General features: G+C 65.6%; 21 protein-coding genes. 12 read left to right on the top strand and 9 right to left on the bottom strand.

All coding sequences use genetic code 11. The features are described 5' to 3' along the window. Positions 1-44 precede the first annotated feature (44 nt). The 5 genes from eno (at position 45) to truD (ending at position 4,038) form a co-directional block, all read left to right on the top strand. Positions 45-1,343, top strand: coding sequence for a phosphopyruvate hydratase (gene eno / locus BMY90_RS09300; protein WP_092703459.1), 1,299 nt, complete (start codon positions 45-47; stop codon positions 1,341-1,343). A gap of 19 nt (positions 1,344-1,362) precedes the next feature. Further along, positions 1,363-1,689, top strand: a complete 327-nt coding sequence (gene ftsB, locus BMY90_RS09305; protein WP_008216210.1) for a cell division protein FtsB — start codon at positions 1,363-1,365, stop codon at positions 1,687-1,689. Between the two features lie 2 nt (positions 1,690-1,691). Continuing rightward, on the top strand, positions 1,692-2,381 hold the full coding sequence (gene ispD, locus BMY90_RS09310; protein WP_425438652.1) for a 2-C-methyl-D-erythritol 4-phosphate cytidylyltransferase: 690 nt from the start codon (positions 1,692-1,694) through the stop codon (positions 2,379-2,381). A 2-nt stretch (positions 2,382-2,383) separates the two neighbouring features. Next, on the top strand, positions 2,384-2,857 hold the full coding sequence (ispF, locus tag BMY90_RS09315) for a 2-C-methyl-D-erythritol 2,4-cyclodiphosphate synthase (protein WP_092703627.1): 474 nt from the start codon (positions 2,384-2,386) through the stop codon (positions 2,855-2,857). Positions 2,858-3,018: 161 nt separating this feature from the next. Beyond that, complete coding sequence (truD, locus tag BMY90_RS09320; RefSeq protein ID WP_092703629.1) at positions 3,019-4,038, top strand: tRNA pseudouridine(13) synthase TruD; 1,020 nt, start codon at positions 3,019-3,021, stop codon at positions 4,036-4,038. Positions 4,039-4,179: 141 nt separating this feature from the next. Here the strand turns inward: truD and BMY90_RS09325 are convergent, their stop codons facing one another. Continuing rightward, positions 4,180-4,725, bottom strand: coding sequence for a Smr/MutS family protein (locus BMY90_RS09325; protein ID WP_092703462.1), 546 nt, complete (start codon positions 4,723-4,725; stop codon positions 4,180-4,182). A gap of 256 nt (positions 4,726-4,981) precedes the next feature. Here BMY90_RS09325 and surE point away from each other — a divergent pair, with 256 nt between their 5' ends. Genes surE through BMY90_RS09345 form a run of 4 tightly spaced genes read left to right on the top strand, consistent with a single transcriptional unit; the run spans position 4,982 to position 8,030 of the window. Continuing rightward, the gene (gene surE / locus BMY90_RS09330; protein WP_037102272.1) at positions 4,982-5,770 is read left to right on the top strand and encodes a 5'/3'-nucleotidase SurE; all 789 of its coding nucleotides are present in this window, start codon (positions 4,982-4,984) and stop codon (positions 5,768-5,770) included. Between the two features lie 3 nt (positions 5,771-5,773). Beyond that, positions 5,774-6,472 carry a protein-L-isoaspartate(D-aspartate) O-methyltransferase gene (locus BMY90_RS09335; RefSeq protein ID WP_092703464.1) on the top strand — a complete coding sequence of 233 codons (699 nt, stop codon included), beginning with the start codon at positions 5,774-5,776 and terminating at the stop codon, positions 6,470-6,472. Continuing rightward, complete coding sequence (locus BMY90_RS09340; protein ID WP_008216196.1) at positions 6,472-7,080, top strand: YqaA family protein; 609 nt, start codon at positions 6,472-6,474, stop codon at positions 7,078-7,080. The genes BMY90_RS09335 and BMY90_RS09340 overlap by 1 nt, the downstream gene beginning before the upstream one ends. A gap of 41 nt (positions 7,081-7,121) precedes the next feature. After that, on the top strand, positions 7,122-8,030 hold the full coding sequence (locus tag BMY90_RS09345; RefSeq protein ID WP_092703466.1) for a peptidoglycan DD-metalloendopeptidase family protein: 909 nt from the start codon (positions 7,122-7,124) through the stop codon (positions 8,028-8,030). A gap of 56 nt (positions 8,031-8,086) precedes the next feature. On the opposite strand, the gene BMY90_RS09350 is transcribed toward BMY90_RS09345, so the two are convergent. After that, positions 8,087-8,464, bottom strand: a complete 378-nt coding sequence (locus tag BMY90_RS09350; protein WP_092703468.1) for an Mth938-like domain-containing protein — start codon at positions 8,462-8,464, stop codon at positions 8,087-8,089. A 10-nt stretch (positions 8,465-8,474) separates the two neighbouring features. Continuing rightward, positions 8,475-8,771, bottom strand: a complete 297-nt coding sequence (gene yhbY, locus BMY90_RS09355) for a ribosome assembly RNA-binding protein YhbY (protein WP_008216190.1) — start codon at positions 8,769-8,771, stop codon at positions 8,475-8,477. Between the two features lie 84 nt (positions 8,772-8,855). On the opposite strand from yhbY, the gene rlmE reads away from it, so the two are divergent. Further along, the gene (rlmE, locus tag BMY90_RS09360) at positions 8,856-9,506 is read left to right on the top strand and encodes a 23S rRNA (uridine(2552)-2'-O)-methyltransferase RlmE (protein WP_008216188.1); all 651 of its coding nucleotides are present in this window, start codon (positions 8,856-8,858) and stop codon (positions 9,504-9,506) included. Continuing rightward, positions 9,503-11,446, top strand: coding sequence for an ATP-dependent zinc metalloprotease FtsH (gene ftsH / locus BMY90_RS09365; RefSeq protein ID WP_175481545.1), 1,944 nt, complete (start codon positions 9,503-9,505; stop codon positions 11,444-11,446). The genes rlmE and ftsH overlap by 4 nt, the downstream gene beginning before the upstream one ends. A 139-nt stretch (positions 11,447-11,585) precedes the next feature. Here the strand turns inward: ftsH and arsC are convergent, their stop codons facing one another. The 4 genes from arsC to BMY90_RS09385 are packed head-to-tail and all read right to left on the bottom strand — an operon-like array spanning position 11,586 to position 15,262. Then, the gene (arsC, locus tag BMY90_RS09370; RefSeq protein ID WP_092703470.1) at positions 11,586-11,930 is read right to left on the bottom strand and encodes an arsenate reductase (glutaredoxin); all 345 of its coding nucleotides are present in this window, start codon (positions 11,928-11,930) and stop codon (positions 11,586-11,588) included. 12 nt (positions 11,931-11,942) lie between these two features. Continuing rightward, positions 11,943-13,376 carry a pseudouridine synthase gene (locus tag BMY90_RS09375; protein WP_092703472.1) on the bottom strand — a complete coding sequence of 478 codons (1,434 nt, stop codon included), beginning with the start codon at positions 13,374-13,376 and terminating at the stop codon, positions 11,943-11,945. After that, positions 13,373-14,296, bottom strand: a complete 924-nt coding sequence (scpB, locus tag BMY90_RS09380) for an SMC-Scp complex subunit ScpB (protein WP_092703474.1) — start codon at positions 14,294-14,296, stop codon at positions 13,373-13,375. Before scpB ends, BMY90_RS09375 begins: the two co-directional genes overlap by 4 nt. A 51-nt stretch (positions 14,297-14,347) precedes the next feature. Next, positions 14,348-15,262 (bottom strand): segregation and condensation protein A, encoded by a 915-nt coding sequence (locus BMY90_RS09385; protein WP_425438653.1) that lies wholly within the window; start codon positions 15,260-15,262, stop codon positions 14,348-14,350. Between the two features lie 717 nt (positions 15,263-15,979). Between BMY90_RS09385 and BMY90_RS09390 the strand changes: the two genes are divergently transcribed. Continuing rightward, positions 15,980-16,351, top strand: coding sequence for a PilZ domain-containing protein (locus BMY90_RS09390; RefSeq protein WP_008209768.1), 372 nt, complete (start codon positions 15,980-15,982; stop codon positions 16,349-16,351). 71 nt (positions 16,352-16,422) lie between these two features. Here the strand turns inward: BMY90_RS09390 and BMY90_RS09395 are convergent, their stop codons facing one another. Both BMY90_RS09395 and acnA read right to left on the bottom strand, forming a co-directional pair. Continuing rightward, positions 16,423-18,111, bottom strand: a complete 1,689-nt coding sequence (locus BMY90_RS09395; protein ID WP_092703478.1) for an AMP-binding protein — start codon at positions 18,109-18,111, stop codon at positions 16,423-16,425. A gap of 215 nt (positions 18,112-18,326) precedes the next feature. Continuing rightward, the gene (acnA, locus tag BMY90_RS09400; RefSeq protein WP_092703480.1) at positions 18,327-21,068 is read right to left on the bottom strand and encodes an aconitate hydratase AcnA; all 2,742 of its coding nucleotides are present in this window, start codon (positions 21,066-21,068) and stop codon (positions 18,327-18,329) included. Positions 21,069-21,222: the final 154 nt, after the last annotated feature.

The raw sequence follows: 21,222 nt of genomic DNA on the forward strand, positions 1-21,222 counted from the left end.
GCGTATCTTTAGTCTCTTCCCCCAATCCGACCCACAGGACCGCCATGAGCACAGCCATCAGCCGCATCCACGCCCGTGAAATCCTCGACTCGCGCGGTAATCCCACGCTGGAAGCCGAAGTCACCCTGGCCGATGGCAGCTTTGGCCGTGCGGCGGTGCCGAGCGGCGCATCCACCGGTTCGCGCGAAGCGGTGGAGCTGCGCGATGGCGACAAGTCCCGCTACGGCGGCAAGGGCGTGAAGAATGCGGTGGGCAACGTCAACGGTGCCATCGCCAAGACGCTGGACGGCTTCGATGCGGCCGACCAGAATGGGCTGGATGCGAAGCTGATCGCACTCGACGGCACGCCGAACAAGGGCAAGCTGGGCGCCAACGCCATCCTCGGCGTGTCGATGGCCGCGGCCCACGCGATGGCTGCCTCGCGGCATGAGCCGCTGTGGGCTTATCTGTCGTCTGGCAAGCCGGGCGCGCTGCCGGTGCCGATGATGAACATCATCAACGGCGGCGAACATGCCGACAACAACATCGACGTGCAGGAGTTCATGGTGCTGCCGGTGGGTCTGCCCAGCTTCAGCGAGGCACTGCGTGCCGGCGCCGAGATCTTCCACGCGCTGAAGGGCGTGTTGAAGGCCAAGGGCCTGAACACGGCGGTGGGCGATGAAGGCGGCTTCGCGCCGAACCTGCGCTCGAACATCGAGGCCATGGACACCATCCTCGAGGCGGTCAACAAGACCGGCTACAAGGTCGGCAGCGAGATCCTGCTGGGCCTGGATGCGGCCAGCTCCGAGTTCTATCGCGATGGCAAGTACGACCTGGCGGGCGAGGGCAAGCAGTACACCTCGGAACAGTTCGTCGAACTGCTGGCCGGCTGGACGAAGCAGTACCCCATCGTCACCATCGAGGACGGCATGGCCGAGGGCGACTGGGACGGCTGGAAGCTGCTCACCGACGCTATCGGCGAGCGCATCCAGGTGGTCGGTGACGACCTGTTCGTCACCAATCCGGCGATCTTCCGCGAAGGCATCGAAAAGCACATCGCCAACTCGATCCTGATCAAGGTGAACCAGATCGGCACGCTGTCCGAGACGCTGGAAGCCATCGCCATGGCCGATGCGGCGAAGTATTCGGCGGTGATCTCGCACCGTTCGGGCGAAACCGAGGACAGCACCATCGCCGATATCGCGGTGGCCACCACGGCGACGCAGATCAAGACCGGCTCGCTGTGCCGCAGCGATCGCATCGCCAAGTACAACCAGTTGCTGCGCATCGAGGAAGCGTTGGGTTCGGCGGCACGCTACGCCGGCCGCAATGCCTTCCCGAACCTGACCCGCCTGCCGGGCTGAGACGGAACAAGTCGCGCCCATGTTGCGCTGGATCGCCCTGCTGTTGCTGCTGCTGCTGATCGGGCTGCAGATCAAGCTGTGGTCGCCGCACGGCGGCATGCCCGAGGTCAGGAGCCTGCGCGTCGCCGTGCAGAAACAGACCGACGAGAACAGCAAGCTGACCCAGCGCAACCAGGCACTGGAAGCGGACGTGCATGACCTCAAGCATGGTGACGAGGCCATCGAGGCACGTGCGCGCGCCGAACTGGGCCTGATCAAGCCGGGCGAAACGTTCTACCAGGTGGTGCCGAAGTCGGCCGCCAGCGCCGTGGCGCCGCCGGTGGACGACGGCACGGTCGGGCATTGACCGTGGCCAGGTTGTGGTGCGTGGTGCCGGCAGCTGGCCGTGGCACGCGGGTCGGCGGCGACTGCCCGAAGCAGTACCTGCCGCTGGCCGGTCGCCCGCTGATCGAGCACACGCTGAAGCGGTTGGCTGTGCATCCGCGCATTGCCGGCTTGATGGTGGTGCTGGGCGCGCACGATGAACACTGGCCGGGCACGTTCGCGCTCAATGGCAAGCCGGTGCACACGGCGATCGGTGGTGCCGAGCGCTGTGATTCCGTGCTGGCCGGGCTCGATGCCCTGCCCACCGACGTGGCCGGCGAGGACTTCGTGCTGGTGCACGATGCCGCGCGTCCGTGCGTGCGGCTGGCCGATATCGAGCGGTTGATCGAGCGAGCCGGTGCCACGGAAGGTGGCCTGCTCGGCGCGCCGCTGCGCGACACGCTGAAACATGCCAACGAAGCGGGACATAGCGAGCGCACCGAATCGCGCGACCGGCGCTGGCGCGCGTTTACTCCGCAGATGTTTCGTCGTGCTGCGCTTTGTGCCGCATTGCGCGAAGCCTCGCGACAGGGCGTACAGGTCAGCGACGAGGCGATGGCGATGGAGCTCGCCGGCTTTGCGCCCTTGCTCGTCGAAGGCGCCGAGGACAATATCAAGGTGACCACGGCGGCCGATTTCGCGCTGGCCGAATTCCTGCTGGCGAGGACCACATGACGATGCGCATTGGCCAGGGTTTCGACGTGCATGCGTTTGGCGAGGGCGACCACGTCACGCTGGGTGGCGTGCGCGTGCCGCATCATCGTGGCGTGGTGGCGCATTCCGATGGCGACGTGGTGATCCACGCGCTGTGCGACGCGATCTTCGGTGCGCTGGCGCTAGGTGACATCGGCCAGCATTTCCCGCCGAGCGACGAACGCTGGCGCCATGCCGACAGCCGCCAGTTCCTGCGTCACGCGGCGATGCTGATGGCGCAACACGGCTACGCGCTGGGCAATGCCGATGTCACCGTGATCAGCGAGGCCCCGAAGGTCGGTCCGCACGCGCAGGCGATGCGCGAAAACTTGGCGGCTGACCTCGAGTGCGACATCGGCCGCGTCAGCATCAAGGCCACCACCACCGAGAAACTCGGCTTCACTGGTCGCGGCGAAGGCATCGCCGCCCAGGCCTGCGTGCTGCTGGAACGCCGCTGACCTTTTCTCGGCATCCCGGTACAGGCGCGGAGGCGCTTTTCAACAACCGAAGGGTGGGTCATCCGGCAGCGAACAGATCGGGTTGTCGCGAAAGCCGAACCGTTTTCAGCGCTTGATCCGGGCCTGCACGCTGGATGGCAACCCTGCATTTCGAGGCAACGATGTCCGATTACGAGCTCCCCCGCGCCCACGCCGAAACCCCACCCCTCACTGCGCGTCTGCGCAGCACCCCCGAGGATTTCCGGGTCGAGGAAATCCTCGGTTACGACGCCGACGGCAGCGGCGAACACGCCTTGCTGTGGGTGGAAAAGCGCGAAGCCAATACCGACTGGGTGGCGCGCGAACTGGCAAAGTTCGCCGGCGTGCCACCGCTCAACGTCGGTTATGCCGGCCTGAAGGATCGCCATGCAGTGACGCGACAGGCCTTCACCGTGCAATTGGCGGGCAAGCCGGACCCGGACTGGTCGACGTTCCCGCACGCCGAAGTGAAGGTGCTGGCAGCCACACGCCATTCGCGCAAGCTCAAGCGTGGCGCCTTGCGCGGCAACCGCTTCGTGCTGGTGCTGCGTGAAGTGCAGGGCGACCGTGCGCGTGCCGAGGAGGTGCTGGCCGAGATCTCCGCGCGCGGCGTGCCGAACTATTTCGGCGAGCAGCGCTTCGGGCGCGAGGGCGGCAACCTGGCCCAGGCGCGGGCGATGTTCGCGGGGCGCAGGATGGACCGTGCCAAGCGCTCCATCCTGTTGTCCGCTGCGCGTTCACACATATTCAACGCCGTGCTGGCCGCGCGGGTCGAGCGTGGCGCGTGGGATGCGCCGCTGGATGGCGAAATCTGGTCGCTGGCCGGTTCACGTTCTTGGTTCGGCCCGGAGCCGTTTACCGATGCGCTGGCCGAGCGCCTGGCGCGCGGCGACATCCATCCGTCCGGCCCGCTGTGGGGACAGGGCGAACCGCCGAGCAGTGGCGAAGTGGCTGAACTGGAGCGCGAGTTGGCTGCGGCCAATACCGACCTGGCCGATGGCCTGGTCGCCGCACGCATGGACCAGGAGCGTCGGGCATTGCGTCTGCTGCCGCAGAACCTCACATGGCGCTGGCTGGCCGACGATGCGCTGGAACTGGCATTCGAGTTGCCGGCCGGGGCTTATGCGACGGTGGTGATGCGGGAGTTGGCGGCAACTTTATAGACGACTCATCAATCAAGAGCGCCGCTTTTGATGGTCGCCAAAGTGCGTCCTGCACTTTGGCGACTCGCCCGTTCCGGGCTCCGTCTGGCAGGCACGAAGCGCCTGCCAGACGTTGGGCCATCCATGGCCCAATCGTGCTGCTCAGTGCCTGAGCAGCACGATCACCGCCCCCGTTCCGCCTTGTGCCGGCCGGGCCGAGGCAAATGCCACGATGTCGTCGCGTCGGCGCAGCAGGCGGTCGGTGAGGGCTTTGAGTACCGGGCCGGCGGCTTTCGAGCGCAATCCCTTGCCGTGCACGATGCGCACGCAATGCAGGTCGTGCTGGCGTGCCTCGGCCAGGAAGGCGACGATGCTGGCTTGGGCTGCGGCGGCATTCATGTGGTGCAGGTCCAGTTCGTCCTGCACGCTGAACTGGCCGCGTTTGAGTCGGCGCAGCAGGTGGGGTGGATAGCCGTCGCGCAGATAGCTGAGCTCTTCGCCCACTTCCATCGAGGCGGGGTCGAAAGCCATGTCCAGCAGCTCGCCGGACACGGCGGCCTCGTCCGCCTCGAACATGCGCGGGTGCGGCAGCGGTTTCGGCAGGCTCGGCGGCAGCGGTACCGGATCGATCCGGCGCACCTCGCCGATCGCTTCGCGGAACAGGCGCGCGTCGTCGTCGCTGATCGTGGCGGGAGCTCGGCGTTTCATGCAGCCATGCTAACCAAAGTCGCGGGCCGTGGTGCGATTGCCGCGGGCGACCCGACGCGGGGCGGCCCGGCGCGGCAAATCATGGACTCGGGCAGTATCCGGCCACGCGAAAATCGCTGGATGGCGGTTGCCGGGGCGTGGCATGCGCGGGCGGATGTCGTGAAACCGCTTGACCGCTCCGGTAGACTCGGGGGATATCGAAGGTGCGTGCGCCGCCATGCCGGCTGCATGCTGTTGAAGCTCTTTACGGATGATCATGCGAGTTCTCGTAAGCAACGACGACGGCGTGGATGCGATCGGCATCCGCGTGCTCGCCGATCGCCTCGGTGCGGTTGGCAAGGTAACGGTAGTGGCACCCGACCGGGATCGTTCCGGCGCCAGCAATTCCCTGACGCTGGACGTGCCGATCCGGGCAACGCGCATGGACGACGGCCGCTACCGCGTCGCCGGCACCCCGACCGACTGCGTGCACCTGGCGCTGTCCGGATTGCTCGACGAGGAGCCGGAGATCGTGGTCTCCGGCATCAACAATTCCGCCAACCTCGGCGATGACGTGATCTATTCGGGCACCGTCTCGGCGGCGATGGAAGGCCGTTTCCTCGGCCTGCCGGCCATCGCGGTGTCGCTGGTCAGCCATGATCACAAGGGCGAACATTACGACTCGGCGGCACAGGCGGTGTTGCTGCTGATGCGGCGACTGCTGGTCGACCCGCTGCCGGCCGACACCATTCTCAACGTCAATGTGCCCGACCTCCCGTGGAGCGAAATCCACGGTTTCGAAGTGACCCGGCTGGGACGCCGGCATCGTTCCGCGCCCTGCATCGAGCAGACCGATCCCCGCGGGCGACAGGTCTGGTGGATCGGGCCGGCCGGGGATATCGACGACGCCGGTCCCGGCACGGACTTCAATGCCGTGCGACGGGGTTTCGTATCGGTCACGCCGATCCATGTCGATCTCACCCGCTTCCAGGCGCTGGACAAGGTCAGCAGCTGGATGGAATCGCTCACCGACAACATGGCCGATGCCGGCCACAAGGCGGCTTGAGCGATGAATGTCCATCCATTGCCCGCATCGGCCCTGAAAGGCGAGGGCATGACCTCGCAGCGCGCACGCGACCGGTTGGCCGCGCAGCTCAAGGAAAGCGGTATCCGCGATGCGCGCGTGATCGACGTGATCCGCAACACGCCGCGACACCATTTCATCGACCAGGCCTTGCACGCGCGCGCCTACGAGAACACCGCGCTGCCGATCGGCCACGGCCAGACCATTTCGCAGCCGTGGGTGGTCGCGCGGATGACCGAGGCGCTGCTCGAACACTTCGACCTGCGCGGCGAGGCGCCGCCGCAGAAGGTGCTGGAGATCGGTACCGGCTCGGGTTACCAGGCGGTGGTGCTGGCCGCACTGGTCGGGCAGCTCTACACGGTCGAACGCATCGAGGAACTGCTGCGCCAGGCGCGCCGGCGCTTCCGCCAGCTAGGCCTGACCAACATCCGCTCGCGTTATGACGATGGCAAGCTGGGCTGGGCCGATGAGGCGCCATTCGATGCGATCATCCTCACCGCGGCGGGCGATGCGATCCCCGCGGCCTTGCTGGACCAGCTCAGCCCCACCGGCGTGCTGGTGGCGCCGGTCGGTTCGCCCAGCAGCCAGGTGCTGTTGCGCATGCGCGGCGACGGGCAGGGCGATTTCGTGCAGGAAGAACTCGGGGCGGTGAGTTTCGTGCCGCTGCTTGGCGGCATCGGCTGATGCGGCTGTTCGGCAACCTGTATGCGCGCGCATTGAATTGGGCGCGCGACCCGCGTGCGGTCTATTACCTGTGCGGCCTGAGCTTCGTCGAAGCCTTCATTTTCCCGATCATGCCGGAAGTGATGCTGGCGCCGATGATGCTGGGCAAGCGGCACCGGGCGTTCTTCTACGCCAACATCAGCCTGCTGTTTTCGCTGCTCGGTTCACTGGTCGGATACGCACTGGGGCACTGGGCGTTCCATGCGCTGAGTCCGGTGCTTGAGGCGCTGCATGTGCTGGCACCGATCGAGCAGGGCGTGGAACAACTGCGCACGCAAATGAACCAGCACTGGCTGGGCCTGCTGCTGGTGTTGTTCCTTGCCGCCTTGCAGCCCGTGGTGCCGATGAAGTTCGTGACCTGGGCATCGGGCATCGTCGGCGTGCCGATCCTGCCGTTCCTGGTCTGCGTGGCGCTGGGGCGCGGCAAGCGGGTATGGCTGCTGGCCTTGCTGATCCGCTGGTTTGGCGAGCGCGCCGAGCGCATGCTGCACAAACATATCGAGACGATCGGCTGGGCCGCGCTGGCGATCCTGGCTGGGTTGGCCATCTGGTGGTTCGGCTTGCGATGAAAACAGGAACGACCCCCGCTATGCTGATACGCATGAATGGAATGACGCGATGGCTGATGGCTGCCGGCCTGATCTCGGCACTGGCGGCGTGCAGTACGGTGGTGGTCGAGCCCGCACCCGGGGCACACACGTCTGCGCCGACGGCACAGGCGCGTGCCCACGACGGCACGTATCGGGTGAAGAAGGGCGATACGCTCTATTCCATCGCCTTCCGCAATGGCGTGGATTTCCGCAGCCTGGCCAGCTGGAACGGCATAGCCGCGCCTTACACGATCTGGCCGGGGCAAGTACTGCACCTGTCGCCGGGGCATGCCGTTGCATCTTCGGCGGCGGTGGCAGCGACGCATCCGGAACCGACGCATGCGGTTGCAGTGGCACCACATGCGGCTGCGCCGGTGTTCGAGCCGGTGGGTTCAACCGCGCCAGCCCATGTCGTGACGCCACCCGCGCCAACAAAGCTGCCAGCGCCTGCACACGTCGCCTCCACCACGGTTCCGGTGGCGGGCGAGCCGGTGCATGCCGTGCCGCCGCCGGCATCGACCGCGCCGGTCGTGTCCACCGGCGGCAGTCGTTCGGCCGGCGGCGTGGTCTGGCATTGGCCCGTCTCGGGAGCGCTGCTGAAGCGTTTCCAGAGCAGCGATGCCATTCCCGGTATCGAGATTGCCGGCAAGGCGGGTGATCCGGTCCGTGCGGCCGCCGACGGCGTGGTGGTCTACAGCGGCAATGGCCTGGTCGGCTATGGCGAGCTGGTCATCATCAAGCACAACGACAGCTTCCTGTCGGCTTACGGGCACAACCGCAAGCGGCTGGTGACCGAAGGACAGCACGTGAAGGCGGGGCAGGAGATTGCCGAGATGGGTTCCACCGGTGCTTCGCGCGACGAGCTGGAATTCCAGATCCGCAAGGATGGCAATCCGGTCGATCCGCTGGATTACCTGCCGTCGCGCTGATGCGATCCGCGGTCAGGCCAGTCCATTGCGAACTGGCCTGCGGTTGATTGCGCCGATCAGGCTGCCGGCAGGATGAAGGCGGCCACGACGTGCCGCCCTTCGCCGGCAAGCAGGTCGTAGGTGCGCGCGGCGGCCGCGTTGTCCATCACTTCGATGCCGATGCCCTTGCGCAGGAAGCCGGCCATGAACGCTGGCGCCGGAAATACCTGGCGGGTTCCGGTGCCCAACAGTACCAGCTCCGGCTGCAGTTCAAGGATGACATCGATGTGCGCGGCGTCGAGTGTGCTGGCGTCGGTGACCGGCCAGCCCTCGATCGCGCGATCCGGCGTCAGCAGAAAGCTGCGTTCCAGTTCGCGGTCGACCACGGTGACGCTGCGCTCGCTCACGCGGCGCACATGGAGATAGTCGCCGTTGTGTTCGAGCGAGAGATCCATGGCGCGGCCTTCAGCGTGGCAGGGCGAGCTTCGGCTCGTCCTCGTTGCGGCGGAACAGCACCACCACGTGGCCGATCTGCTGCACGTTCTCGGCGCCGGTGCCGCCGGCAAGGAAGTCGATCTGGGCGTCGCGTTCGGCCTTGTCGCCGCCGGACAGCTTCACCTTGACCAGTTCGTGATGGCTCAGCGCACCGTCCAGCTCCTTGAGCACGGCGTCCGTGGCGCCCTTGGCACCCAGCAGGATGACCGGGTTCAGGTCGTGGGCGAGGCTGCGCAGGTAACGGCGCTGCGAGGGGGAAAGGGCCATGCGTTCAGTCTCGGATTCGCGGTCAGGGGACGGCAAAGGGTATCATGCAGACCTCATTCCCCCTATCTGTGGCCGTTGCCGACCATGTCTCGCAGCAAAAGCAGTTCCCGCTGGCTGCGGGAGCACTTCGATGATGTCTACGTAAAGAAGGCGCAGGCCGACGGCCTGCGTTCGCGCGCCGTATTCAAGCTGGAGGAGCTGATCGAGCGCGATCGCCTGCTCAAGCCCGGCATGCGCGTGGTGGACCTCGGCGCGGCTCCCGGTGGCTGGTCGCAGCTGGTGCGCCAGCGGCTGGGCGACACCGGTACCGTGGTGGCGCTGGATATCCTGCCGATGCAGGGGATTGGCGGGGTGGACTTCCTGCAGGGCGATTTCCGTGAAGAAAGCGTGCTGCACGAGCTGGAAGCCCGGCTGGACGGCCAGAAGCTGGATCTTGTGCTGTCGGACATGGCCCCCAATATGAGTGGTGTGGCCCTGGCCGACCAGATCCGGGCGATGGACCTGGCCGAGCTGGCGCTCGATTTTTCCCGGCACTGGCTGAAGCCGGGCGGCGCGTTCCTGATCAAGCTTTTCCAGGGCGCCGGCTTCGATGATTACTTGCGCAGCTTGCGCGCGGACTTCACGCGCGTGACCATGCGTAAACCCAAGGCCTCGCGCGCACGTTCGCGTGAGGTATATGCGCTTGCCACGGGGCGAAAGGCCACGGGCGGGCAAAACGGCGAGAACCGCGCATGAACGAAACAGTCAAAACCTTGTTGCTCTGGGTGGTCATCGCGATCGTTCTGATCACGGTGTTCCAGAGCTTCAACCCGCACGGCAGCGGCTCGTCCGACCTGCCCTACAGCAGCTTCGTGCAGAGCGTGGACAACGGCAACGTGGCCACGGCCTCGATCAGCGCCGAGAATCCCGCCACGATCAGCGGCAAGCTGAAAGACGGCAGTGCCTATCGCACCATCGCCCCGGTGCTCGGCTTCTCCACCAATGGCGTGGTCAAGCAGATGCAGGACAAGGGCGTCACGGTGAGCCAGGATTCGGCGAGCAGCTTCTCGCTGATCAGCTTGCTGGTGAGCTGGCTGCCGGTGATCCTGATCATCGGCGTGTTCATCTGGTTCATGCGCCAGATGCAGCAAGGCGGCGGTGGCGGCCGCGGGGCGATGAGCTTCGGCCGTTCGCGCGCCAAGTTGCAGGGCGAGGACCAGATCAAGGTCAATTTCACCGATGTGGCCGGTTGCGACGAGGCCAAGGAAGAGGTTGGCGAGCTGGTCGAGTTCCTGCGCGACCCGGGCAAGTTCCAGAAACTGGGTGGCAAGATTCCGCGCGGCGTGTTGATGGTCGGCCCGCCCGGTACCGGCAAGACCCTGCTGGCCAAGGCCATTGCGGGCGAGGCCAAGGTGCCGTTCTTCTCGATCTCCGGTTCGGACTTCGTGGAGATGTTCGTCGGCGTCGGCGCCAGCCGCGTGCGCGACATGTTTGAGCAGGCCAAGAAGCACGCGCCGTGCATCATCTTCATCGACGAGATCGACGCGGTGGGTCGCCATCGCGGCGCCGGCCTCGGCGGTGGTCACGATGAGCGCGAGCAGACCCTGAACCAGTTGCTGGTCGAAATGGACGGTTTCGAGGGTACCGAAGGCGTCATCGTCATCGCGGCCACCAACCGCGCGGACGTGCTCGATCCGGCGCTGCTGCGCCCGGGCCGTTTCGATCGGCAGGTGGTGGTCGGCTTGCCGGACGTGAAGGGGCGCGAGCAGATCCTCAAGGTGCACCTGCGCAAGGTGCCCACCGCCAGTGACGTGGTGCCGATGGTGATCGCACGCGGTACGCCGGGCTTTTCCGGCGCCGACCTGGCCAACCTGGTCAACGAGGCCGCGTTGTTCGCCGCCCGCGAGAATGCGCGCGAAGTGCGCATGAGCCATCTCGACAAGGCGCGCGACAAGATCCTGATGGGCTCGGAGCGTCGCTCGATGGTGATGAGCGAGGACGAGAAGAAGCTCACCGCTTACCACGAGTCCGGCCACGCCATCGTCGGCCGCCTGGTGCCCGAGCATGATCCGGTCTACAAGGTCACCATCATTCCGCGTGGCCGGGCGCTGGGTGTCACCATGTACCTGCCGGAAAACGACAAGTACAGCATCAACCGCGTGGCGATCCAGTCGCAGTTGTGCTCGCTGTATGGCGGGCGCGTGGCCGAAGAGCTGATCTTCGGCGAGGACAAGGTCACCACCGGTGCCTCCAACGACATCGAGCGGGCCACCAAGATGGCGCGCAACATGGTCACCAAGTGGGGCCTGTCCGACAAGCTCGGTCCGGTAACCTACGGCGAAGACGAGGACGAGGTGTTCCTCGGCCGTTCGGTGACGCAGCACAAGAGTGTTTCCGATGAAACCGCGCGCAAGATCGACGAAGTGGTGCGCGAGATCCTCGATACGGCATATGCCCGCACCAAGCGCCTGCTTACCGAGAATATCGACAAGCTGCATGTGATGGCCGGCGCGTTGCTGGAGTACGAAACCATCGACGCGCGCCAGATCGACGACATCATGGACGGGCGCGTTCCCGGTCCGCCGGCGGATTGGGACAAGGCGACACCGACCGGCAACACGCCGCCGCCCCCGCCGCCGCCGCGCGGCGATGCCAGCGCGAAGGTGGGTGATCCGGCGACGCAAAGCCACCTCTGAGTCGCCATTCCCGGCGACTTGATCGGGGGCATCAAAAAAGCCGAAGGGCCGCTTGCGAGAGCGGCCCTTCGGCTTTTCGGTGTTGGCATCGCTTGGGCTGTCAGGCGCGGTGGGCTTCCATCAGCCGTTGACGCATGGCTCAGAGGATCGCCAGCACGGCCTCGGGTGGACGGCCGATCGCGGCCTTGCCGTGGGCGACCACGATGGGGCGCTCAATCAGCTTTGGATGCGTGGTCATGGCCTGGACGAGGGCGTCGTCGTCGAGCTCGGGATTATCCAGTCCGAGCGTCTTGTAGTCGTCCTCGCCAGTGCGCAGCAGCTTCCGTGCGGGCATCCCCAGCAGGCCGAGCAGGGTTTTCAGCTCGGCGGCGCTGGGTGGGGTGTCGAGGTAGTTGACGACCTCGAGCGGCTCACCCCGCTGCTCCAGCAACGCCAGCGTGGCGCGCGACTTGGAGCAGCGGTTGTTGTGGTAGATGCGGATCATCGCGGCCTCGGCTTAACGGTTGCCGGAGCGGTTGCCGCCACGACCGCCGCCACCGCCGCCTTGCGGACGACCGCCAGGGCTCGACGGGCGCTTGCCACCACGGTTCTGCGGGCGGCCGCCGGCATTCTGGCCGGGGCGGTTGCCGCCGCCGTGGGCGCGAGGCTTGCCGCTGGTACCGCCGAAACCGGCGTACGGGCTGTTGCCCGCGCTGCGGTTGCCGGCGCCGGCCGGTTTGCCACCTGCGTTGCCGCGGTTGCCGGCGCCAGCCGGCCGGCCGCCTGCGTTGCCACGGTTGGCGCCTGGTCGGCCGGCACCCTCACGGCTTTCGCCGGCAAACCAGGTGCGCACCGACGGCAGCTCCTGGCCTGGTGCCACGCCGCGCTTGCCGCGGCCACGGCCGGCGCTTGGCGCCCGTTCGGGGCGAGCGACGTTGCCGTTCACTTCCTTGCCCGGTTTGCGCGGTTTCTGGCGGCCACGGGTGGGCTCTTCGCGAATCCGGTCGAATGCACGCAGCTCGCGGGCTTCGTCGTGATAGGCGCCACTCCAGGCCGCGGGTGCGCTGCCTTCGGGACGGTATTCGGTGATGTTGCGGTTGGCACGGCGCTGGTGCAGCACCGGGCTCAGCGTGAGCACCGGCTGCGGCGCGCCCAGGCCGCCGGCTTCGCGCAACTGCTTCACGGCGTCTTCGCCGAGGGTTTCGCAGTCGCCACGACGCAGCAAGCGCGGCAATTCGATGCCGCCGTAGCGGATGCGCTTGAGTCGACTGACCAGGTAACCCTGCGAATCCCACAGGCGGCGCACTTCGCGGTTGCGGCCCTCGCGAATCACCACGCGGAACCAGCTGTGGCTGCCGCCACGGCTGATCACGGCGATTTCGTCGAAGCGGGCAGGGCCGTCTTCCAGTTCCACGCCGGCCTTGAGCTTCTCGATGATCTCGTCGGGCACTTCGCCGTGCACGCGGCACAGGTATTCGCGCTCCAGCCCGCTCTTGGGGTGCATCAGTGCGTTGGCCAGTTCACCGTCGGTGGTGAGCAGCAGCAGGCCGGTGGTATTGATGTCGAGACGGCCGACGGCGACCCAGCGCGCACCCTTCAGGCGCGGCAGCTGTTCGAAGACGGTGGGGCGGCCTTCGGGATCGTCGCGGGTGCTCATCACGCCTTCGGGCTTGTGATAGATCAGCACTTCGGCGTTGTCGCGGCTGTCGGTGGAAACGACGAATTGCTTGCCGTCCAGCACTACGCGGTCGCCGGCATGCACGCTGGCACCGGTGCCGGCAGGGCTGCCGTTGAGCTCGACTTCACCGGCCAGGATGCGCTGTTCCAGCATGCGGCGCGAGCCGAGGCCGGCATTGGCCAGCACCTTGTGCAGGCGCTCTTCCAGTGCGGCGATTTCTTCGGTGCGCGGTTCGCGCTTCAGGGTCAGAACGGATTTTTGCGGCGCAGTCATGCGCGGTACTCCTTGGTGTCTTGCTCGGCGTCGCCGTCGTCGGCGTCCGCGCGGTCCGCTGCCTCGGCGGCAGTGGCGATGGATGGATCGGCGTCCGTGGCATCCGCTTCGTGGGCGGCGGAAACGTCGGTGTCGGGAGCGGCCAGGGTGGTTTCGGCCGTGGAATCGGGATGGTCGACGCCGGTGTCGGGCGTGGCGTCGAGCGTGTTTTCGGAGCTGGCTTCGTCCATATCGATGGCGCTGGCGATAGCCGTGCTCTCGTCGATGGAAGCCGGGGTGGCCGCCTCGCCGTCAGTGGCTTCCCCGTCGGCGATTTCCTCGTCCGGGTCGATCGGCAGGTCCTTCACCACGCGAGCGGGCAACGGCTCGTCGTTGAAGCGGAGCTGGGGATCTTCCATGTCGCGGATTTCGGACAGTGGCGGCAGTTCGTCCAGTGATTTCAGGTTGAAGTAGTCGAGAAAGGCGCGGGTGGTGCCGAACAGCGCCGGTTTGCCGGGTACGTCGCGATGGCCGACCACGCGGATCCATTCGCGTTCTTCCATCGTCTTGATGATGTTGGAGGAGACCACCACGCCACGAATCTGTTCGATCTCCGGGCGGGTGATCGGCTGGCGGTAGGCGATCAGCGCCAGCGTTTCGAGCAGGGCGCGCGAATAGCGGCTGGGACGCTCGGTCCACATCCGCGAGACCCACGGATGCACATCCTGGCGGACCTGGTAGCGGAAGCCGGAAGCGACTTCCTTCAGCTCGACGCCGCGGCCCTGGCAGTCTTCTGCCAGCAGCTCCAGTGCGCGGGCGATGTCGTCGCGGGCGACCTCGTCGTCTTCGACGAACAGGTCACCCAGATGCATCACCGTCAGCGGCTGGGTGGCGGCAAGCAGGGCTGCCTCGATAATCGGTTTGATTTGCTCGATCTGCATGGCCTGGTCTGGATGCGGATGTCCGATGGTGCGGTTGGTCGAAAGCCGGTGTTACTCGGCGGCGGATGCCGGAATGTCGGCCGTGTCTTCGTCGATGGGCTCGGCGGCTGTCTCGTGGGAGTCGGCCTTGGCCTTCACGTAGATCGGCGCAAGCGGTTCCTCCTGGACGATCTCGATCAGCATTTCCTTGGCCAGCTCCAGCATGGCCAGGAACGTGACCACCACGCCGAGGCGGCCTTCGCTGACGTCGAACAGCGTCTCGAAACGGCTGAACCCGACATGGTCCAGCCGGCTCAGCAGCTCACTCATGCGCTGGCGTACGCTGAGCACCTCGCGCTTGATGGCGTGGTGCCCGAACAATTCGGCGCGGCGCAATACATCCTTCAGCGCCAGCAGCATTTCCTTCAGATCCAGCGGCGGCGGCACCTTGATGACGTTGCGCTCGCCGGTGTCGGCCTGGGCTACGGCCGTGTCGCGCTCCAGCCGGGGCAGGGCCTCGATGTCCTCGGCCGCCTTCTTGAAGCGTTCGTACTCCTGCAGGCGGCGTACCAGTTCGGCACGCGGATCCTCTTCGACACCTTCCTCGGCAGGCGGTCGCGGCAGCAACAGGCGCGACTTGATCTCGGCCAGGATCGCGGCCATCAGCAGGTATTCCGCCGCCAGCTCCAATCGCATCACATCGCGCATCAGCTCGATGTAGGTCATGTACTGCCGGGTGATCTCGGCAACCGGGATGTCCAGGATGTCCAGATTCTGCCGGCGAATCAGGTAAAGCAAAAGATCCAGCGGTCCCTCGAACGCTTCCAGGATGACTTCCAGGGCATCCGGCGGAATGTACAGGTCCTGCGGCATCTGCAGGATCGGTTCGCCACGCACGATCGCCAGCGGCATTTCCTGCTGCTGCGGGACCGGCGCGAAGGCGCCTTGGACTGGTTCAACCGGCTGAGACTCTGGCTCAGTACTCATCAATGCATGTCGTCGGGCCGCTCGGTGCGGCTGGGCAGTGCTTTCAGTACACCCGGAGCCTTCCCACTGGTGGGCGGGAACCCCGAAAGGCATCCGTCCCCGGATGGAAAGGCCTGTTCGATACCTGTCGCAGCGCAAGGGCGGTATCGCGGCGGGCCGGCGAGATGAAGGCGCATGGCGCGACTTCGGTCAGGCGGTCTTGCTGCGGTCGCCCTGTGCACGGGCCGGGCCGGCAAGCCACGGTACGGGCACGAGGCAGCGCGACGCGCGGGCGTCGCGAGCGGTTCAAGCGGTCGACTACGGAATCGGTGGTCGCGGCGGCTGCCGGATATGTCGAACAGCGGTTGCCCACGAACCTACGCGTGGGTCACAGGGTAATGGTTGCGCGGCGGCAAGTCCAGTGGGCGGATGGCCGGTTGTTGACGGGCGGGGCGATGGGCAAGGGCAGCATGTGACACGTTGCGTCGATTCCGGCCTGCCCGCGTGCCTGCGACGTCGAGGCGAGCGATGGAATCGGGATTCCGTGATGTGGCACACGCTTTGCTTGCTTCGGTTCAACGGGTGTTGTCTGTATGTTGTTTGCGCCCAGGGGAGGGGCCGGCGGGAATCGGTGCGAATGGGACGTCAGCCCCGCGCATTGCATCCTGCCCGGCATGATGAAGCCGGGAAAATACCAGGCGTGTCGCAGGATTCGCGGCGCGAACGGAGATGAAGTGCATGACCATGACCGATGACGAAGCCAGGGATGGTTCCAGCAAGGAGCAACTGCGCCCAGCGCGCATGCGCATCCAGACCACGGTGCTGATGAGCCACGGCGACGAATCGCACCCCACCGAGTTGGTGGACATTTCGGCGACGGGCGTGTTGTTGCGTCGACCACTGGGCTGGAATGGTGAATCCGGCCAGAGCTGGGTGCTGGACATGATCTTCGGACACGACCTGCACATCCATCTGGAGGCGCAGGTGGCGCGGGTGTCCGCCCGCCATATCGGTTTTGCTTACACGCATATCCCGGAAGACAAGCAGGTGCCGTTGTGGAACCTGCTGGGTGGCTACGCCGATATCCTGGAGTTGTGGCAGGACGAGTGATGGCGCTCCTCGACGGAATACATGAAAACGCCCGCTTTCGCGGGCGTTTTCATGTGCGGGTGCGCTGAAACTCAGGTCGCGGGTGCAGCTTTCTTCTCGTCGCGCAATTCACGACGCAGGATCTTGCCCACGTTGCTCTTCGGCAGCGAGTCGCGGAACTCGATGATCTTCGGACGCTTGTAGCCGGTGAGATTGTCGTGGCAGAACTGCTTGAGCGCATCGGCGGTGAGGGCCGGGTCCTTGCGTACCACGAACAGCTTCACCACTTCGCCGGAATGTTCGTCCGGCGCACCGACGGCCGCCACCTCCAGCACGCCGGGATGCTGCATCACCACGTCCTCGACTTCGTTCGGGTACACGTTGAAGCCGGACACCAGGATCATGTCCTTCTTGCGGTCGACGATATAGAAGTAGCCGTTGGCGTCCATCTTCGCGATATCGCCGGTGTGCAACCAGCCATCGGCGCCAAGCACCTTGGCGGTTTCCTCGGGGCGCTTCCAGTAACCCTTCATTACCTGCGGGCCGCGCACCATCAGTTCGCCCACTTCACCGACCGGCAGCGGCTGGTTGTCCTCGGACCAGATCGCCACGTCGGTGGAGGGAATCGGCAGGCCGATCGAGCCGTTGTATGCCTTCAGGTCGAGCGGATTGATGCATGCGGCGGGCGAGGTCTCGGTGAGGCCGTAGGCCTCGGCCAACGTGCAGCCGGTAGCCTTTTTCCAGCGCTCGGCCACCGCGCGTTGCACGGCCATGCCGCCGCCGAGCGTCAGGTGCAGGCGCGAAAAATCCACCTCGCTGAAACCCGGGGTGTTGAGCAGGCCGTTGAACAGCGTGTTGACGCCGGTCAGTGCGGTGAAGCGCGATTTCTTCAGTTCCTTGACGAAGCCGGGCATGTCGCGCGGATTGGTGATCAGCCAGTTCAGGCCGCCCAGACGCATGAACACCAGGCCGTTGGCGCACAACGAAAAGATGTGATACAGCGGCAGCGCGGTGATGATGACTTCCTCGCCTTCCTTCGCGTTCTTGCCGATCCACGAGCCGGCCTGCAACATGTTGGCGACCATATTGCCGTGGCTGAGCATGGCGCCCTTGGCCACGCCGGTGGTGCCGCCGGTGTACTGCAGGAAAGCGATGTCGTCGTGGCCCAGTTCCACCTTCGACAGCGAATGCGCGCTGCCCTGCGCCAACGCATCACGGAAACGCACTGCCGACGGCAGGTGGTAAGCCGGTACCATTTTTTTCACGTGCTTGAGCGCGAAGTTGATCAGTGCGCCCTTGGGGAAGCCGAGCAGGTCGCCGATGCCGGTGGTGATGATGTGCTTCACCTCGGTGTCGGCGACCACCTGCTGCAGCGTGGAGGCGAAATTGTCCAGCACCACGATGGCCTTGGCACCGGAGTCCTCGAGTTGGTGCTTCAGTTCGCGGGCGGTGTACATCGGATTGGTATTGACCACGATCAACCCGGCGCGCAACGCACCGAACAGGGCGATCGGGTATTGCAGGACGTTCGGCATCATGATCGCGATGCGGTCGCCCTTGCCGAGTTTCAGCACGCCGGTGAGATAGCCGGCGAACTGGCGGCTCAGCGCGTCGATCTGGCCATAATCCAGCTGCTTGCCGAAGTTGCTGAAGGCAGGGCGGTCGCGGAAGCGTTCGAAGACTTCGTCCAGCACCGCCACGATCGAGGAATAGGTATCCAGGTCGATTTGCGTGGGTACGCCAGCCGGGTAGTGGTCAAGCCACGGACGCTCGTTGCTCATGATGGATGTCGACTCCTGATCTTGATCGCCAAGGCATGTGATGGTGGCGATATCCCCTGCTGGCATTGGAGCATACGCGCGCGTACAGCGGCAAGCCGCGGGCAGGGATGGCGGATGGTTCGGACGCATGTCGGCCGGGTATTTTCCCGCATGAAAAAAGCCGCCCCGACTGAAGTCGAGGCGGCTTTTCATTTCAACGCGACATGCGGCTTGGCTCAGGCGGCTTTCTTGCCGGCGAGCTGACGCAGCACGTACTGCAGAATGCCACCGTGACGGAAGAAGTCGCGCTCCTTCGGGGTCAGCAGCATCACCTTGACGGTGAACTCCTTCTTGCTGCCGTCTTCGGCGGTGGCCACCACCTTGGCCTGCTTCGCATTGCCGTCGTCCAGACCGGTGACGTCGAAGCTCTCGTTGCCGGTCAGGCCCAGCGACTTGGCGTTCTCGCCGTCCTTGAAGCACAGCGGCAGCACGCCCATGCCGACCAGGTTCGAACGATGGATGCGCTCGAAGCTTTCGGCGATGACCGCCTTCACGCCCAGCAGCAGGGTGCCCTTGGCGGCCCAGTCACGCGACGAGCCGGTGCCGTATTCCTTGCCGGCGAGGACCACCAGCGGGGTGCCCGCTTCCTTGTACTTCATGGCGGCGTCATAGATTGCCATCTGCTCGCCGCTGGGCACGTGGCGGGTGAAGCCGCCTTCGACGCCGTCCAGCATCTGGTTCTTGATGCGGATGTTGGCGAAGGTGCCGCGCACCATCACGTCGTCGTTGCCGCGACGCGAACCGTAGGAGTTGAAGTCCTTCGGCTCCACGCCACGACCGATCAGGAACTTGCCCGCGGGCGAGTCCTTCTTGATCGAGCCGGCCGGCGAGATGTGGTCGGTGGTGATCGAGTCACCGAACAGGCCCAGGCAGCGGGCGGTGTGGATGTCCTCGACCTTGCCCACTTCCATCGTCATGCCGTCGAAGTAGGGCGGGTTCTTGATGTAGGTGGACTTCTCGTCCCACGCGTACAGCGCGCCGTCCGGCGAGGCGATGGCATTCCAGCGCTCGTCGCCCTTGAACACGTCGGCGTAGTTCTTCTTGAACATGTCCGAGGTGACCGCGCTGGCCATCAGGTCGCTGATTTCCTGGTTGCTCGGCCAGACGTCCTTGAGGAACACGTCCTTGCCGTCCTTGTCCTGGCCCAGCGGCTCGGTGGTCAGGTTCAGGTTGAGCGAGCCGGCGAGGGCGTAGGCCACCACCAGCGGCGGCGAGGCCAGGTAGTTCATCTTCACTTCGGCGTGCACGCGGCCTTCGAAGTTGCGGTTGCCGGAGATCACGGCGCCCACGGTGAGATCACCGGCAGTGATCGCCTTGCTGATTTCCTGCGGCAGCGGACCGGAGTTGCCGATGCAGGTGGTGCAGCCGTAGCCGACCAGGAAGAAGCCGGTCTTTTCCAGCTCGGTCAGCAGGCCGGTCTTTTCCAGATAATCGGTGACCACCTTGGAACCCGGCGCCAGCGAGGTCTTCACCCACGGCTTGGCCTTCAGACCGCGTGCCGCCGCCTTCTTGGCGACCAGACCGGCAGCCAGCATCACGGCGGGGTTGGAAGTGTTGGTGCACGAGGTGATCGCGGCGATGACCACGGAGCCATCATTGACGTTGAAATCCTTGCCGTTCATCGAAACATGCTGGCCCGGAGCGCTCTGGCTCTGGTCATGGCCGACGGCAGTGTCGCCACCCTCGTTGGCGAAGCGGGCTTCGGCGCCGTTGCGGTTGGCGGTGGTAGCGCCCACGTTCTCGTTGTAGTTCTTCTTGACGTCGGTCAGCAGCACGCGATCCTGCGGGCGCTTCGGGCCGGCCATCGACGGCTTGACGTCGGCCAGGTCCAGCTCCAGCGTGGCGCTGAATTCGGCGTGCGGGCTGTTCTCGTCGTGCCACAGACCCTGGGCCTTGGCATAGGCTTCGACCAGCGCGACCTGTTCGTCGCTGCGGCCGGACAGGCGCAGGTACTTCAGCGACTCGGCGTCGACCGGGAAGATGCCGCAGGTCGCGCCGTATTCCGGAGCCATGTTGCCGATGGTGGCGCGATCGGCCAGTGCCAGATGCTGCAGGCCCGGGCCGAAGAACTCCACGAACTTGCCGACCACGCCCTGCTTGCGCAGCATCTGCGTCACGGTCAGCACCAGATCGGTGGCGGTGGCGCCTTCCGGCAGACGGCCGGACAGCTTGAAGCCGACCACCTGCGGAATCAGCATGGAGGACGGCTGGCCCAGCATGGCGGCTTCGGCCTCGATGCCGCCCACGCCCCAGCCCAGCACGCCCAGGCCGTTGATCATGGTGGTGTGCGAGTCGGTACCGAACACGGTATCCGGGTAGGCCCACTGCTGGCCGTCGACGTCATTGGCCATGACCACACGGCCAAGATGCTCCAGGTTGACCTGGTGCACGATGCCGGTACGCGGCGGCACCACCTTGAAATCGGTCAGGGCTTTCTGGCCCCAGCGCAGGAAGCTGTAGCGGGCCTGGTTGCGATCGAACTCGATGGCGACGTTCTTTTCCAGCGCGTCTTCGCTGCCGAACACATCGACCTGCACGGAGTGATCGATCACCAGCTCGGCCGGCGACAGCGGGTTGATCAGGGTCGGGTCGCCGCCCAGCGACTTCATCGCGTCACGCATCGCCGCCAGGTCGACCACGCACGGCACGCCGGTGAAGTCCTGCAGCAGCACGCGCGCGGGCATGAAGGAAATCTCGGTATCCGGCTCCTTCTTCGCGTCCCACTGGGCCACGGCCTCGATTTCCTTCGAGGTGACCTCGCTGCCGTCTTCATGGCGCAGCAGGTTTTCCAGCAGGATCTTCATCGAATACGGCAGGCGCTTCAGGTCGAAGCGTTCGCCCAGCTTGGCCAGACTGGCAAAGGCGTACTTCTTGCCGTTGACCTCGAGGGTGTCGCGTACGGAAAAGGTGTCTTTCATGGGGACGTGCTCCTGGCTGAATCCTGCGGCTGGGATGGGGAAGGTCGGCGGCTGACAAACGCCGTCCGAGCCGGAAAAGACCGCAATTATCGCGCAAACGCCGCGCCGCCGTCAGTCGGTAGAGAGGTGTCGGTTCATGCGCGGGCCTTGCGGC

It is taken from the genome of Rhodanobacter glycinis (assembly GCF_900114325.1).
GTDB classification, from domain to species: Bacteria; Pseudomonadota; Gammaproteobacteria; order Xanthomonadales; family Rhodanobacteraceae; genus Rhodanobacter_A; species Rhodanobacter_A glycinis.